Origin of the sequence: Ignisphaera cupida (assembly GCF_030186535.1) — an archaeon.
GTDB classification, from domain to species: domain Archaea; phylum Thermoproteota; class Thermoprotei_A; order Sulfolobales; family Ignisphaeraceae; genus Ignisphaera; species Ignisphaera cupida.
Window position 1 is genome coordinate 132,254 of sequence record NZ_JASNVW010000003.1, and the last position, 14,993, is coordinate 147,246.

The 14,993-nt window shown below is 38.2% G+C and carries 21 protein-coding genes and 1 pseudogene; 11 read left to right on the forward strand and 11 right to left on the reverse strand.

Translation table 11 applies throughout. The features are described 5' to 3' along the window. The first annotated feature begins 140 nt into the window (after nt 1-140). Entirely contained in the window at nt 141-272 is a 132-nt protein-coding gene (locus tag QPL79_RS09280) for an antitoxin VapB family protein (protein ID WP_350309085.1), read from the forward strand. 392 nt (nt 273-664) lie between these two features. Here QPL79_RS09280 and QPL79_RS05925 read toward each other — a convergent pair whose 3' ends face one another. The 3 genes from QPL79_RS05925 to QPL79_RS05935 form a co-directional block, all read right to left on the reverse strand. After that, nucleotides 665-1,102, reverse strand: a complete 438-nt coding sequence (locus tag QPL79_RS05925; RefSeq protein ID WP_285273881.1) for a type II toxin-antitoxin system VapC family toxin — start codon at nt 1,100-1,102, stop codon at nt 665-667. Between the two features lie 3 nt (nt 1,103-1,105). After that, the gene (locus QPL79_RS05930) at nt 1,106-1,357 is read right to left on the reverse strand and encodes a hypothetical protein (protein ID WP_285273882.1); all 252 of its coding nucleotides are present in this window, start codon (nt 1,355-1,357) and stop codon (nt 1,106-1,108) included. A 446-nt stretch (nt 1,358-1,803) separates the two neighbouring features. After that, on the reverse strand, nt 1,804-1,977 hold the full coding sequence (locus QPL79_RS05935; RefSeq protein ID WP_285273883.1) for a hypothetical protein: 174 nt from the start codon (nt 1,975-1,977) through the stop codon (nt 1,804-1,806). 624 nt (nt 1,978-2,601) lie between these two features. Here QPL79_RS05935 and QPL79_RS05940 point away from each other — a divergent pair. Both QPL79_RS05940 and QPL79_RS05945 read left to right on the forward strand, forming a co-directional pair. Continuing rightward, a complete protein-coding gene (locus tag QPL79_RS05940) occupies nt 2,602-2,901 on the forward strand; it encodes a nucleotidyltransferase domain-containing protein (protein ID WP_438839355.1) in 300 nt (99 codons plus the stop codon). A 12-nt stretch (nt 2,902-2,913) separates the two neighbouring features. After that, a complete protein-coding gene (locus tag QPL79_RS05945; RefSeq protein WP_285273885.1) occupies nt 2,914-3,318 on the forward strand; it encodes a HEPN domain-containing protein in 405 nt (134 codons plus the stop codon). 287 nt (nt 3,319-3,605) lie between these two features. Here QPL79_RS05945 and QPL79_RS05950 read toward each other — a convergent pair. Beyond that, a pseudogene (locus QPL79_RS05950) lies at nt 3,606-3,851 on the reverse strand (DUF4352 domain-containing protein); the annotation flags it as partial. A 69-nt stretch (nt 3,852-3,920) separates the two neighbouring features. After that, complete coding sequence (locus tag QPL79_RS05955) at nt 3,921-4,238, reverse strand: hypothetical protein (RefSeq protein WP_285273886.1); 318 nt, start codon at nt 4,236-4,238, stop codon at nt 3,921-3,923. 565 nt (nt 4,239-4,803) lie between these two features. Here QPL79_RS05955 and QPL79_RS05960 point away from each other — a divergent pair. The 5 genes from QPL79_RS05960 to QPL79_RS05980 all read left to right on the forward strand — a co-directional run bounded on the left by QPL79_RS05960 (nt 4,804) and on the right by QPL79_RS05980 (nt 8,510). Next, the gene (locus QPL79_RS05960) at nt 4,804-6,177 is read left to right on the forward strand and encodes an amidohydrolase family protein (protein WP_285273887.1); all 1,374 of its coding nucleotides are present in this window, start codon (nt 4,804-4,806) and stop codon (nt 6,175-6,177) included. A 145-nt stretch (nt 6,178-6,322) separates the two neighbouring features. Then, nucleotides 6,323-6,532: a hypothetical protein gene (locus tag QPL79_RS05965; RefSeq protein WP_285273888.1), complete on the forward strand. Its 210-nt coding sequence runs from the start codon at nt 6,323-6,325 to the stop codon at nt 6,530-6,532. Next, complete coding sequence (locus QPL79_RS05970; RefSeq protein WP_285273889.1) at nt 6,533-7,303, forward strand: AAA family ATPase; 771 nt, start codon at nt 6,533-6,535, stop codon at nt 7,301-7,303. A 189-nt stretch (nt 7,304-7,492) separates the two neighbouring features. After that, nucleotides 7,493-7,993: a hypothetical protein gene (locus tag QPL79_RS05975; RefSeq protein WP_285273890.1), complete on the forward strand. Its 501-nt coding sequence runs from the start codon at nt 7,493-7,495 to the stop codon at nt 7,991-7,993. Nucleotide 7,994: 1 nt separating this feature from the next. Beyond that, nucleotides 7,995-8,510 (forward strand): hypothetical protein, encoded by a 516-nt coding sequence (locus tag QPL79_RS05980; RefSeq protein ID WP_285273891.1) that lies wholly within the window; start codon nt 7,995-7,997, stop codon nt 8,508-8,510. A gap of 357 nt (nt 8,511-8,867) precedes the next feature. On the opposite strand, the gene QPL79_RS05985 is transcribed toward QPL79_RS05980, so the two are convergent. Together QPL79_RS05985 and QPL79_RS05990 are read right to left on the reverse strand one after the other, a co-directional pair. Beyond that, nucleotides 8,868-9,194, reverse strand: coding sequence for a nucleotidyltransferase domain-containing protein (locus tag QPL79_RS05985; protein ID WP_285273892.1), 327 nt, complete (start codon nt 9,192-9,194; stop codon nt 8,868-8,870). Next, a complete protein-coding gene (locus tag QPL79_RS05990; protein ID WP_285273893.1) occupies nt 9,172-9,564 on the reverse strand; it encodes a HEPN domain-containing protein in 393 nt (130 codons plus the stop codon). The genes QPL79_RS05985 and QPL79_RS05990 overlap by 23 nt, the downstream gene beginning before the upstream one ends. 188 nt (nt 9,565-9,752) lie before the next feature. On the opposite strand from QPL79_RS05990, the gene QPL79_RS05995 reads away from it, so the two are divergent. The 3 genes from QPL79_RS05995 to purE all read left to right on the forward strand — a co-directional run bounded on the left by QPL79_RS05995 (nt 9,753) and on the right by purE (nt 11,619). Continuing rightward, nucleotides 9,753-10,277 (forward strand): nucleotidyltransferase domain-containing protein, encoded by a 525-nt coding sequence (locus QPL79_RS05995; RefSeq protein ID WP_285273894.1) that lies wholly within the window; start codon nt 9,753-9,755, stop codon nt 10,275-10,277. A 10-nt stretch (nt 10,278-10,287) separates the two neighbouring features. Next, nucleotides 10,288-10,500, forward strand: coding sequence for a HEPN domain-containing protein (locus QPL79_RS06000; protein ID WP_285273895.1), 213 nt, complete (start codon nt 10,288-10,290; stop codon nt 10,498-10,500). A gap of 645 nt (nt 10,501-11,145) precedes the next feature. Further along, on the forward strand, nt 11,146-11,619 hold the full coding sequence (purE, locus tag QPL79_RS06005; protein WP_285273896.1) for a 5-(carboxyamino)imidazole ribonucleotide mutase: 474 nt from the start codon (nt 11,146-11,148) through the stop codon (nt 11,617-11,619). 491 nt (nt 11,620-12,110) lie between these two features. On the opposite strand, the gene QPL79_RS06010 is transcribed toward purE, so the two are convergent. The 4 genes from QPL79_RS06010 to QPL79_RS06025 form a co-directional block, all read right to left on the reverse strand. After that, complete coding sequence (locus tag QPL79_RS06010; protein WP_285273897.1) at nt 12,111-12,560, reverse strand: type II toxin-antitoxin system VapC family toxin; 450 nt, start codon at nt 12,558-12,560, stop codon at nt 12,111-12,113. Then, nucleotides 12,560-12,835 carry a DUF6364 family protein gene (locus QPL79_RS06015; protein ID WP_285273898.1) on the reverse strand — a complete coding sequence of 92 codons (276 nt, stop codon included), beginning with the start codon at nt 12,833-12,835 and terminating at the stop codon, nt 12,560-12,562. The genes QPL79_RS06010 and QPL79_RS06015 overlap by 1 nt, the downstream gene beginning before the upstream one ends. A 155-nt stretch (nt 12,836-12,990) precedes the next feature. Continuing rightward, on the reverse strand, nt 12,991-13,785 hold the full coding sequence (locus QPL79_RS06020; RefSeq protein WP_285273899.1) for a hypothetical protein: 795 nt from the start codon (nt 13,783-13,785) through the stop codon (nt 12,991-12,993). A gap of 208 nt (nt 13,786-13,993) precedes the next feature. Continuing rightward, entirely contained in the window at nt 13,994-14,986 is a 993-nt protein-coding gene (locus QPL79_RS06025; RefSeq protein ID WP_285273900.1) for a hypothetical protein, read from the reverse strand. Nucleotides 14,987-14,993 lie beyond the last annotated feature (7 nt).

Genomic DNA, 14,993 nt, shown 5'->3' on the forward strand with positions numbered 1-14,993 from the left:
TGATTAGTGTCAGCAGCTTTCATCATAGACTAAGCCGTTTCACGATTCTAGGAGTGGCAGGTGCCATGCCACCCCCTCAATATTCAACAAGCTCTATGTCTTTAGAGCAGAAAGACGAGTGAATTTATAAGAATGTGAGAATGAATGTAAAAAGAATCACTATATCGATTAATGCTTATGATGCTCTACTGAAGCTTAAAAGACCTGATGAGAGTTTCTCTGAGGTGATGCTGAGACTTGCGAAGAAGAGAAGTCTACTGGATTTTTGCTGATGTGTGGAGAGATGTTGATGACAAGGAGTTGAATAAGGTAATGAAGGAAATAAGAGAAGCTTGGCTAAAATGAAGTTCCATGAGGCTTTAGGCAAAGCCTGTGATGTCAGACCAGGTACCAACCTCACACACGGAATTGAAAGTGCCATGAGTGGGGAAATGCTATTAGAGCAGGGGGATCAGAACTCGCTGAATTCAATAGTAAATGAGATTGAGGAGCTACTGGAGAAGATAAGAAAATGTTTCTCGATACGGCATTAGTGGAAGGAATATCAATCACTATTCATCGTGACCGAAAACTCATCATATTTATAATACAAGAGTTATCCGACTGCAGTCACCAACATAATTGAACTCCAGCACGCTTTGCGAGCTTCTAGTAGGAGGTGTTTTCAGGTTTTGAGTGGAGTAATCACATTAATGTTTAAGACATTGCGTATTTCATTAGCTTTCCTAATTATATCTGTATCGAGTGTGACGAACTCACTACACATAGCTTTACTACAGGCTACAATATGGAGCAGATCGAGTGTTTTAAGCTTTAGGATGGGGGCATAGGTGAAAGACTCCTTTAGGACATCGTTGAAATCTATTTCTACGAGCTCGGCCCCCACTCTCCTCGTTGAGTAAATCGCTAGTGGCAGTGGATCCCTTAACCCAGCTCTTGAGTAAACCGAAGCTAGTTCTACAAGTGTCAGTTTGGATACTACTCTCTTTCCATTAATGTTATCCACCAATGCCACAACCTTCTCGTGATTTGGATCCGCTTCATCAACATAGGATATGATGACATTAGTGTCTATGTAGATTGTTCTTGAGCTTCTGTTCATGAACTAGCGACCCCTATCCTCCTCCAACACCCTGCTTAGGCCACCATGCCTCAGCCTAAATCCCTGTCTCTCCAACTCCTCAACCCTCCTGAGGACATCTTCCCAGAATTCAACCTCCCTCACAACCTCTTTCAAACCCTTCTCAATCATTATGTTGAAAGCGTGAGACCTACTCCTAGCAATACCATACCTCACCATTTTATCAGCAAGCTCCACCAACTCTCTACGCACCTTAATTGATACAGAAACACTCATAAGCTACACCTTTCAATTCCATTTGATGGATTTCGAATTTTATTCTGTCGGATGAGACTTTCCATTGCTGGATTCTGAAGCATTTGCTATAAACTATGTTGAATTGAGTATAAAAGTTTTTAGCTAGTTAACACCATGTAATGGTTATGATCATTAATCATCAATGATCTGAAGAAGTCATCACTACAATGCCTCTATTAAAATGAGCTTCATAAACTCTAATTGTAAAGAATTGACTAAATTATATCATAAAGAAAATCTTTATGGCTTATAAAAGCTTTTAAAAGACTTAAATATCATTGCAATACCATTATTGTCCATATCAAATGTTTATAGAGTTGAATAGCTTAAAACTCTATTGCTTATTGGCTTCTGAAAATCTGAATTCGTTAAACGACATTGAGAGGAATTTCATGTTAAGCTTAAAACATTCTTCCTGTAGCTTTTCATGGTGAGATTTTGTCTAGGTTCCTTCTAGTTGCTCTTATAATTGCAATTGTTGTAGCTGAATCAATTGGGTATTCATTGGGCTTAGTGCAAGGGAAGTTGTAACAACTAATATATATTATAACAACTACATAACCAACAATTGTTGTTGTCACAGCTTCAGAAAACAACATTCACCACAACAATTGCTCAAAACCAAAGCAACGCTACTAACACCTATGAGACATCAAAAGAAACAGTTACTCAATCAGCCAAAGAAACAAAAACAATAGTGAATGGAAATACTGTCCTGATTATAATAGGTGTGATATTTATTGCAGTTGCAATTGCTTTCCTCAAATCCTTTCAATTCCATTTGATGGATTCTGATCCTTGTTCTGCCAGTTGAGATTCTTCATTTATGGGCTCTGAAGTGTTCATTATAAATTGTGTTGAATCAAGTGCAAAAGCTTTTAAGCTGAATAAAGTGACGTGAGAATAACAACTTTCAAGCATCAATGATTTGAGGAAGTGATAAGTACAGCATGGTTATTGCAGTGAGGCTCATGAGGGTTTTAAGTTGACTAGGTTACCTAGACAAAGAAATTTTTGTGGCTTGGTAAATGTTTTTAAAGGGTTTATGTATCTTAGCAGCTCATGAACTATATGTTGTAAATGATAATTAATTTGTGTAGAAATCAAATAGATGTGATTGAAGGTAATGCATTTGTATATAAAAACCTTTTTAATGTATTTGAGAGTTTGGTGAATGAAGTTAGAAGTGGGGTTGTTGTTTGAGGGAGCCGCCAACTTGGCTCATCAATATCTTGAGGAGGTTTGTTGCTGAGGCTGAGAAGCTTCTGGGTTCTGTTGAGGTGTATTTGTTTGGTAGTTATGCGAGAGGTGATTGGCTTGAGGATAGTGATGTGGATTTGATTGTTGTGTCCCCGGCTTTCAGAGGTTTGGATGTTGGGAAGAGGTATTCTATTGTTAGAAGATTTCTCCCAAAGGACATGGGCTTTGAAATACTAACCTACACACCTGAAGAGTTTGAAGAGGCGAAGAGGAGAAGTGTTGTGTTGCAGGATGCTATGAAGTACTGGATAAAAATAGAGTAGGGGCTTGTGGGGTTGAGTAGAGAAGAGGCTATGGATTGGCTTGAAAGTGCAGAGGTTGATTTGAGTGAAGCGAGAGAAGCGTATAGGCGTGGAAGCTACCATCTATCGGTATTCCCAGTGCATCAATCAGTTGAAAAAGCTTTAAAGGCTTACATCATTGACTGTTTGAGAAAAAGGCCTCCAAGAACCCATGACCTGGTTGAGCTAGCTAACCACACAGGGTTGCAGCTGGGGGAAGACATCTACGAGGCCTTGTCTGAGCTATCGCCATACTACACAATATCGAGATATCCAAATGCTGGACTTAGAAAACCGTGGAGAGAAATAGGTCGTGGCACTGCAGAAAGATTTCTTTCCATTGGAGAAAAAATTTTGAGCATAATCAAAGAGAAGCTAGCTCAAAGCAGATGTGTCTAGAACCCAAGTCAAATCACCTTTACTACAAATCGATTACAAAATGCCATAGAGAAATTAAAGAAACTTGGAAAAAGCATCAACAAGTTTCTGATTTGCAAAATGCCTTAATAAAGCTAAAACATAGTTCAAGAACTGGTTAAAACTGTTTCTCTTACGTGATGATGCCTTGCCTCCTTGAAGTCATTCTGCACAGACTTCTCTTATATGATACAAGCATTGTTTGGCTTGGCTATAGCCAGTAGCAAAAAGTTGGTATGGCAAGGTTTGGAATGTGAAAATGTATTGTTTTAGGTTGGTTTGATTTCTATAACTATCTTGGGCTCGAAAAAGCTTGGCCAATGGATTATGTATAATTTTGTTGGTTTCTCTCCCTCTGGAATTTTGAAAAGTAGGTCGCCCTCTACATAGGTGTTTGGTGCAAGTTTGGATCGCAAGTTAATATCATTGTATGCAACAGCTTGTTGCAATGCCTGTTGATAATCACTATCAACAGACCACACAAGCTTGAAATCTATGAGATAGGCTCTTTCATAGCTTTTGTTAGCTGTGGTGGTGAGTACTGGTGTGGAGGCTTACGCAGAGGTTGGTGCTGCTTCATCTCCTCAACTCCCTCGACTTTTCACCTCAATATATTTCTTTATGATTTTGTCCATCATCTCCTTATACTTGAGATATTCTTCAATTATTTTAACATCTTTTTCATCTACATCAACATCGCCAAGGTATTTCACAGGCACCTCTTCCCTAGTTGGTAATTTCAACGGCTTATACCTCTCATCCCCAGTTCTAAACACGTACCCCCTTTCGTTAAAAGCTATTCCAAGCTCAGGTAGATAAACCTCTTCAATATATTCGTAAATACCATGACTCCAATCCAAAAACGATTCCACAACGGGAACGAGGTACCTCCTACCCCTCACAGCTTATCACACCCACCAAAATGTTGCAGCTCTTTACAAGCCATTAGATATGAAAACTCTTTGCATCTTTAATAAAAAGCAATGAACATGTGGTGCAAGGGTATAAACTGTCTCGAGTATGGGAAAAAGACCTTGAAATTCAATAGAATAGAGTCCAATAGAAGATCTCGACAACAAATCTTTACTGTAATACTAGATCCCAGCATAAAAGCCTTAGTTCAGCAGTTTAATTTCATTTATTTGATTTCCACATAAAGCAATAGAGTTTTAATTATCCAACTTCACAAAACATAAGCATTTTTGCCACACACGGTTAAGAGTTTGCTAAAAGTTTTTTGCCAAGCTATAACCATTTTCTCTACCAATGAGATGTTATGAGATTAAGTTAATTCTTCTCTAAACCCTTTACAAAACAATTTGCAATTGCCATTGCATGGACTCAACAAGAATCCAAAATGGAGTTGAAAGTATTTTTACATTCAAAACATTTCAGATTTTCTTGGCAAAACATTAGACAAATTTAAGTTTTTGTCTAGATTAATTGTATTAGTTGTTGGGTTGCGGTATGGATGAAGCTGATTTGGTAATTTATGGTAGATATGTTGTGACGTTGGATAGTTGTAATAGGGTTATCTCTAGGGGTGCTATAGTTGTTAGGAATGGTGTTATTGTTGATGTTGGTAGGGAGGAGGACGTTCGTGGTAAATACAATGCTAAAGAAGTTGTTGAGAGAAGAGATCATATTGTGGTTCCTGGGCTAATAGATTGCCATACACATACACAGCAATATTTGCTTAGATCTGCTATCAGCGATGAAATGCTTCAGCTGCCCCCGATTTGGACAAAGGTTTTAGTTCCTTTTGAAAGAGCTATGGGCAAGGATTTAGCGAAGTTGTCGAGTAGAGCTAGCATAGTTAATATGCTGAAGAATGGAATTACATATTTTGTTGAGGCAGGTGCTCCATACCCTGAGATTCTAGCTGAGGAGGTTCTCGCCTCAGGCATCAAGGGTGTTGTCACATATGCAACTTACGATATTATTGAGGAGAAGATTGCTGAACCTGAGGATGTGTTCAACAGGTTTGAGAAGTTTTATAGGGAGTATAGTGGTCGTGGACCAAATCTTCATGTATGGGCTAGCTTAAGACAAGTGATGATGGTTTCTGAGAAGTTGATGAGCGAAGTTATTGAGTTTAGCAGGAGGCATGGCCTTGGAATTACGCTTCATCTTGGTGAGTACCAGGGTGAGGTAGACTATGTTTTAGCTAAACATGGTTTAAGGCCTTTGGAATATCTAATCAAGTGTGGAATCAACAAGATAAATCCTGTGATCATAGCTCACGGCGTTTACTTCTCGCCAAGGGAAATAAGCATTTTGAGAAATTATGGACTTGGGCTTTGCTGGTGCCCATCTGTAGACTCATGGCTTATGGGCATACACTGGATAGGGCTAGCTGATGTAAAAGGTCTTAAGCTGGGGATTGGAAGTGATGGAGGTGCGTGGAACAGATTAGATTTGTTGCATGAAATGAAGGTGGCCAAGGCTTTAGCAAAAGCTGTTAGCACCTCCATAACATATTTCAAAGCGCATCTAGACTCAAACACTTTAATCAATATGGTAACAGGTGCTGCAGGGTCTTTGGTAAACGAGAAAATTGGTAGAATTGAAAAGGGCTATTCAGCAGACATTGCAATACTAAGCATTAGAGATGTTAGAAACATGCCTATACACAACCCGGTAGACACCATAGTTAACTATCTTGAGGGAGATAGCGTTACAGATGTTATAATCAATGGAAAACTTGTTGTTAAAGATAGAAAGGTTTTGACTATAGATGAAGAAAGGGTTGCAAAGGAGCTATTGAATCGAGAAGAAGAGATAAGGGAAATGGTTGTAGAGCTGATAAAGAAGTTAAGAACTCGTACAGGTTCATCATAGCTGATTTCACTTCATTTCCTAGCAACACACCAGGATTTCTCAAAGCATTAGACCACCTTTGCAAATCTATTTTGAGTTCTACAAAAACTTGCAAATGGCAAAAACCATTTTCTAATACACAACGATCTTGCTTTGCAATGATGTTGTGGTTGAGGGGGTTGCGTGTTTCAATGTATTGAAAAATGTGTATGCCTTGGAAAATTTCTCAGCTGAATTATACATCGACGGAGTGCAAGTAGTTGGTATAAAACACCCAGATGCATCTACAAAACCAGCTGAGTGCAGTAGTGAAATGCCTTACACAATTTTTGTTCCAAGCAATAAGGTCTTGGCAATTATTCATGCATATCCTTAAATGAGGCTTTTACCAATTGCATTAAAGTCTATTTCTGAAAGCGAATCCCTAGGCATTGTCTCTGTTCAGGAGCTGCAGCAAAGAATTAGAGAATTAGCTAAAGCATCTTCACTTGCAGAAATGGTGAAACATATTTATAATTTCGTCAAAGAATTGCGCCTGCCCTATGCAACTGAATTCATTCACGCACTTGCATATGAGTTCTTATCACCTGTTACTGGATTTGATGGAGATCTTACCAATGTTATTGAACCTGTGGTTCTACGTGAAAAAGATTCTGATGCATATCCAATTGGCTATGACAAGATTCTAAGTGAGCTATTCCCAGAGGTGAAACGCTTAAGGATTTGTCTACCTGGTGAGGAACGCTCTTCACATATACCAACACTTCCAAGTGGTGTGCTAAACGCTTTTCCAATTGTTATTGGACTAGCAAGAGCTGATAACATGAGTAGAAAAAGTAAAAACACATTACTAATAGTTGAAGAGCCTGAGCTTGGTCTAGACTTTGAAAAATGCAGAATTCTATCAAGGCACATGGTTAAAGCTGTTAACGAAAACCCGAAACTCTCAATAGTGATGTCAACACATAGCGAAGAATTTTTGATATCAATGCTTAGAGAAGTAGCAAAGAATGAGGAGCTTCACAAAGCTACGCATGTATACGAGTTTACTAAGAATGGACAAGTTATTGAACGTGAAGTAGATGAATATGGCTTTACAGTCATAGAATTCATGAAGAAGGAACTAGAAGAGATATACTTCAGGTAGCCAAATTGAATTTCAATTGCGACAAAAAAATCAAAAACATGCACGGCCATAGTAGATACAAATGTTTTTAAGCATTTTATATCCATATTCGTTCATCTATGGACATATATTCAAAGACATACCCAAATCCAAAAAACAAGTTGTGCAACAATCTTCAAACAGCTCATACCTAAATGTATTCAATTCATCTTGTTTGAAAAAGAACTTAACATAGCATTCAATGAAGCAAGAAAAGAGTTTGATTGTAAGGAGAATGAAAATGGAACTGAGTGTAAATGTGTTGAGGAATTAAGAAAACGCTTCTTAATGTATATACTTAAACAATTAGCAGTATCTTGTGGAAATATCATCCTTAAGAGAACACCTGAAAAAGAGGAGCTTCTAAAAAATCTCGATGAAGAACTTAGAAGATGTATTAAAGACAAAGAAAGTAGAAAACAAATAATTGATGAAATAAACCAAGAACTAAAAGAAGAAGTTGATATAGATATCGTTGTAACATCATTAGATAAGACTAGTAATGTTAGAAATAAGAAGAAGATATTAATTATAACTCTTGATAATAGTCTATGCGAAGTTATTTCAGAAATTTTTGAAAGATGTAGAGTGAATGAAGCAAACAACTCTATTGTCAAAAACAATTTAATTGAAATAGTGAAGTGTATAGGAAGCTGTTGCATGTGTGACTAGCTTGCCTGTGTATATTGTTTGTAAGCAGTGTAAGAGAAGAGTACCTCTTGCAGCTAAGGTGAGAACGCAGCTGCCACTTGTGTTTAGTGTTAAATGCCCGTTTTGTGGGTTTGAGGGTGTTTATAGTCCTGGCGACGCATTCGAGGAGGGTGTAACTCGTTTTGAGTGCAAATCTTGTGGAACTAGGTTGTTTGCTGTTGTTGAAAGTGGGTGCAGGGTTGTTGAGTGCCCAATTTGCAAATCAGAATACAGGGTGTGTGCAGGCGGTGCTGTGGAAACTATGAAGCTGGAGAGCTATGTGCCATCGGCTATTGTTGCAAGTGCTTTGCTTGGAGCAATTATTGGTGGTGCAACTGCGTTGGGTGAAAAGGATAGGGGGAAAGCCAATGCCTTGGCAAAAATTGTTGCTAGTGGGTTAATGGGGTTTCTAGTTGGAACCATCATAGGTTTAATTCTCGAATCGGTGATTAGAGTTCCAGAAAGGGAGGTAGTGTACAAGGGGGTTCAGGTTTCATAGGGCTTGATATTGTTTGATGTCAAGTCCTCTGCCCTTGGCTTCACAGCCCTCAGAGCTTCTCTCATCGAAGCTCATGTCATTGGGCTTCACCCATTCGGGGTGACTCCAGCCCATAGCTCCTCCACCATCGAAACCTCTGGATCATCGCTGTGAGGAAACCCCCACATTCCGGGCTTAGCCCTTAGCCCCCTTGGGTCTTTATCCCCCTACCCGCATCCGGGGATTTAGTATCCAAATAAAGAATGCAGTATCAACCCCTATAAACTTTTACGAAACTCAAAACAGTTTCAAGAGGCGGAGTTTATGCATGGCATCTACTAATCTGGAGATAGAAGGAGGTCTAGTACTGGTTGTTTGTTAAAACTCAAGTTTCTTAATTGCTTTAACATGTTTGAGATAGAACTTCAGCTTTTCCTTGTCAACAACATGTATTTCGAATGGTTCTTTAATTCCCTTTTCCCAAAGCTTTGAAATTACATGTTCTGGTTGATGCGAGGTTACAACAAGAATGTCTATATCGCTTGAGATAAGGCTTTTACCCTCAACCACGCTGCCAAAAACATATGTTTCAGCATTTTCATCTAGCTCCTTAACTGTTTGATAGATTATTCTTAAATAACGATTTAGATTCTTGAAAACCTCTGCTCTTCTCCTAGCTTCCTCAACAAGCAATTTTTCCAACAACCTCCATCACCTCATCAACAGCTTTCTTAAGCCTCAAAACCTCTTCTCTTCCATATTCTCTGGGAATATATCTAGAGGTTATGTAGGCATCTTCTAAAAGCGCAAGCTCGAGCACCAAATCACGTATCAGCTTCTCAACCTCTTTTTCTTTCGAAATCTCGTAGACAAGTTCTAAAAGCCTTCTAACGCTATGTGTTCTTGGATATTCCAAACCCATTTTCAGAAGAACAGCTTTTAGAAAAAGCTGCAAACTCTGTTCTAAACTAAATGCTGCTAAATCGTAAAACCCTTTATCAATTTGAATAAGTGCAGTTTCATAAAATCTTCTCGATCTTTTAATCAAATACTCATACTCCTCGAAATGACTCAAGCACTTTCCCTAAACTTTCTACTCCTTTTGGAATTTCCAAAACTTTTAACTATCTAGGCAACTAATAAGCTTTTTCTATTCCCTTTAAGTGGCTTCTATTCACATGTGATTAACTAGCTAAAACTTTTTATCTCATTTGATATGAGTTATTATGTAAAGCTTAGAATTTGTAATGAGAGATTGTGAAAGTGAGTATTCAAGGGCTTAATGCTGTGAAGTGCCCATCTAGAGAGCGTTTGGTGGGGTTTCTGAAAGCTGGTATTGTAGATGCTTTTAGAAGTGTTTTTGGCGAGAATCTCGTGTCCATTGTTCTTTTTGGCTCCTATGCCAGAGGAGATTTTGAATGTGATAGCGATGTTGATGTTTTTGTGGTTGTTGATGAGATTGGGGATAGGTTTGAGCTTCACAAGAAAATTGATTTGGTTGAAGAAATTCTTAAACCATTTTTTGATTGTTTAAAGAGACATGGGCTTAACCCTGTTCTATCCCCGATCGTGGTGGATAAGGCGATGGCTTCTAAAACAAGGCCTCTGTACCTAGACATGGTTTTTGATGCTAGGATACTGTATGACAGAGAGGATTTTATGAAAAATGTTTTGGAGCGTGTAAGGAGAAAGCTTGAAGAGTATGGTGCTGAGAGAAGAAGAATTGGAAGAAAGTGGGTTACTGTGCTGAAGAAAGAGTACAGGTTTGGGGAGGTGATAGAGATTTAACAACATTGAAATGGTTAAGTCATATATTGAGGAAGCTGAGAAGAGGCTGAGAGTAGCTGAAATGATGCTAAAGGAGAAATCCTATGCATACACCATTAGACAGTGCCAGGAAGCTGTTGAATTGTCACTAAAAGCTGCTTTAAGACTTGTTGGAGTTGAACCACCAAAGTGGCGTGATGTGGGCCCGGTGCTGGTTGAGTTTTCTGAGAGATTCCCCAGCTGATTCAGAGAGAAAATACCTGAGCTAGCAGCTATATCCAGGTGGGGTTCGGGTTTCATAGGGCTTTGTATTGTTTGGTGTTAAGCCCTCCACCCTTGGCTTCATCGCCTTCAGAGCTCCTTTCATCGGAGCCCATATCATTGGCTTTCACCCGTTTGTGGTGACCCCAGCCCACAGCTCCACCATCATCGAGGCCTCTGGGTCATTGCTGTGGGGAAACCCCCACATCCTAGGTTTTCCCCTCCTTAGGTCTTAACACCCTTGTTACTGATAAAGAATTTTATGTCAACCCTTATAAGCTTTTACGAAACTCGAAACAGTTTCAAACGACTTAGATGCGAAAGAGAGCCGTCTATGTATGGTGATGAAGAATTGGGTTTGCCACCATCAAAACTATATACAGAGCCCTATGCAGTTAAAGCTGTTGAGAGTGCTAAACTTGTTGCAGCATATGTTAAAAAGCTTTTTGAAGAATATGTTCAAACACATTGAAACTACTTACCATACAATTTTCTAGTTTCCCATGTTCTATAGATGTGAAATTAACTGTTTTAGCTTATTTTTCATGGTTTGTGTATATTTTGTTTTGGTTAAGTATATGGAGCTTTTATTAGTTTCCATACATGGTTTTTGTGTATTGGTGGTTTTGTGCCTAAGGTTGCTGTTATTATGGGTAGTAAAAATGATTGGGAGTATATGAAGGAAGCTGTTGAGCTGCTTAAGCAGTTTGGTGTCGAGGTTGAGGCAAGGGTTGTTTCAGCTCATAGAACACCTGAGCACATGTTCGAGTTTGCGAAGAGCGCTGCTGAAAAGGGTTTCGAGGTTATAATTGCTGGTGCTGGTGGAGCTGCTCACCTCCCAGGGATGGTTGCTTCCCTAACACACCTACCTGTTATCGGCGTTCCAATTCCATCTAAGCATCTTAATGGTATAGACTCTTTGCTTTCCATTGTTCAAACACCTTCTGGGGTACCCGTGGCAACTGTTGGCATTGGCAATGCAAAAAACGCTGCACTACTAGCCCTGAGAATCCTCGGAATCAAGTACCCCGAGATTGCTGAAAAGCTGAAGAAGTTTGCCGAGGAAATGAAAAACGAGGTTCTCTCCACAAAACTTCCTTAAATCCCATTTCCCCTTCACCTCCTTTCGAGAACTCCATTGGCGAGTTCCAAAGCATTCACCACAACATTAGCTTCCTCTTAGACATTGCCCCAGCCATATACAACCACAAAAATGTGCAAGACGCTTTCCCCTACATCACATTTTGCAACTTTTTAAACAATTTTAGTTTTTTCTTTACCTAGTGTAGCCAAAACATGAGAACAGAAACAATTTTTCAGAACCTTTCAATAATCTTTATGTTATTGAATGAATTTGATGTAACTTGATAAAAAGATTGACAAAAGTTCATTACAAGAATAAACAATGATCATGTAATAAAGCTATGCAATATCTAATCTTTGATTACCTAAGTCTTTATTACATCTTCATCTGAAAAAAGCTGGAACTTGGACATGAATCGTATTGTACATGTTCATGAAGCTTCATCACAGCAAATAATTAGATGCTTGGTGAACGATTCTGCAATAAATATTCTGGGGTTCTTCTCATCATTATTTTCCAATGTATATACTTTGTAAGCCTTCTTGCTCAGCTATCTTAGCCAGTTTCTTATCCCCTGTTAAAAACTTGTTGCTTTCAACTGTTTTAGCAGATACTATTTGTAGTGCATCTGCCACGTATATATGATGCTTAAATACTAGCTGTATAGAGTTTCTTATTAATGTTGGGGTTATCCCAATAACTTTTAGCTTCTGAAGTCTGTTTAGAGTCTTTATTTCTCTCAGCATGTTTTTCATCAACTCTTTTGCATTAAGCCCTAGGATTTTACTGTATTTATCGAATACTACAGCTGCTTCAGCAATGTTCCAATATGAAAATGAGAGCGTTGCTAAACCTCTATATGCATTTTTAAAAACCTCATCCACTACTTCGCTACCAGGTTCAACCACATACCTCTTAACCATCGCACTTGTATCAAGATAATATGTCTCTTCACTCATTAAGAAATCCCTGCTCGCTCATCCCTCAACTCTCTAACCACACTTGCAGCATCTAATCCACGAGGCCTTGAAGAAACAACTTCCTGATCAAACACAGTCTCTAAATCACCCAACTCCAGATCCTTCGCTAATTTAGTAACCCAACTCTCCAACGCTAAAAACTCAAGATACTCCTCAACCAAACCACTTAATGTCTTTCCCTCGCCCAAAGCAGCTCTCCTAACCTCATCAATAAGATCTCTCCTCACACTTAACGTCAACTTTTTCTTAGACATCATCTCACCCTATACGTATATACGTACGGAGGTATATAAAGGTTCTATTCTTAAAGGTGAAATTAACAAACAATTCAAGTTTCCTAATAATCATAGGAGAGTTGAAAACTTGTTAACAAATAATGTAAAAATTGTGTTAAAATAGACTTTGGGGACTAGATACCGAATTTAGTTTCTTGAGGAAGAGGCAGCGAAATTAAACCTAGTTCAATTTTGTCTAAAGTTCTGCTTAAAGCAATTGTTTGCATAATTAAAGCTATGATGATTAAGAGATACGTGTATTCTACTCCCATTGATGAATATTGTTTGATTTTAGCAAATACAAGAATATTATTTATTGAGTCTAGTGCGAACATCAATACCACAATTATGAAGAGTATTCCTGCTACAAGGTATAAAGACTCTTTATCTAGACTATTGAGCTTAAGGAAAAGAGTTGCTAAACCAATGAATCCTATAATCATAAAGAAGTCTCTTATTGATGCAGATAACAGTATATAGCTCACAGTTTCAGGTGATGCTACCACAAGATTGAATACTTCTAGTATTATTAAAACAGTCATGCCATAGAATAAGCCTATTCTAATAAGCTTTTCACTCATTGAAAATTCTGGTTTAAAGCGTGTTAACCTCTTGATACCTGGAAGGAAGAGGTTTCGAATACCCACCAATATAATTATGGATGATATTATTGTAATTACAAAGCATATTAATAACCCTGATACAATACCTCTAAGCTCTTCGATACTAGATATGAGAATATCTTGTGGCAACTTTGATGTTTTTTCATAAACTTCTTTTAAATACGATAAAATCTCGTAAATCCTTCCAGTCATTACAATTAGTGCTGCACTAACTATCCCAAGAAAAATCCATCCTATCAAGACAACAATTGAGCCATTTCTCATCCTCTCAAAAGCTCTAATCAGAACATCTCTTGGTGTACTCATGTTTAGCATCCTCACGAATTTAATATAGTGAAACATATACATAAATCTTTTGTTAAATGAACCCAAAAACCAAAAATGTCAATATATAGACAAATACCAAGCCGAAAAACCCACATATATGATTGTGTTAGCCATAAACATGAACCTTTCTTAGCTAGTTCAAAATTCTTTAGCAAACAGAATAATGTATGTAAAGATAATTTGCTGTTTAAAGTAGTGTTGTGTTTATGATGAGAATTATGATTGTTGATGATATTACTGTGTAAAGGAGTAGTGTTGCTGTGAGTTTTGCTGCTAGTCGTATTGGGTATATGGATGCGTAGAATGGGAATGAGTGTCTTGGGTATTCAGATACAATTCCAAATAGGATTTTGCCAAGAAACAACGCTGTTAAAACTTCTTTGGCTGTTGCAGCACCTTTTCCGAGTGTGTTTCCAGCTAGTGCAAAGCCTGCTGATGGGGATATTGCATATGTTATTGCTATTGCGACTGCTTCTGGGTTTTGTAGTATGGGAAGTGGCAATAGCTTTAAAGCACTTTTGATGTAGTTGAATATACCTAGTTGTGTAAGAATGTATAGAATGGTCAAAACTATTAGGAATCTTATGCCAACATATTTTGCAATTCTCAATGCTTTTCCCAGACCACGTTTAGCAATTTCCACAGAGCTTCTATATTGCATAACGCCAATAGCAACATTTTTTAGCTGTGCATAGCTAGAGGGTTCACTGTTTTTGATAAGTACATGGGATAGTGCAACCCCCAGAGCAAAACCTATGAGTGTTGTTGCCAACGAAAATGCGATGTATATAAGCCCAAGAAATGTTCCTAGAAATGAGAAAACCACTGGAGCCACGTATTGTAATATGGACTTTGGACTTGTTATAGGCTTTGAAACAAGGTTGTAGACCACAACCTCGCCATTGGAAGCTAAGCCTTCTTTAACCATTGATGATATTGTTGAGTGTTCAGCTCTTGAGTCTAGAATTCCAAGAAGCATTGGTGTAGCGAATTTTTGAGGAAGCTTAGCAACTTTTAAAATATGTGTCAAGGGCTTTAGCATTCTCAATGCGAATTTTGATGAGAACAAGAATTCACTAGCTGTTATCGCAATAATTGATATTGCTATAAACTGAAGAATTGGCTTAGAAACATAGAGTGCATAATCCAAAGCAGCATCAGCTAAGCTATTTAAGTACATTTCTTAG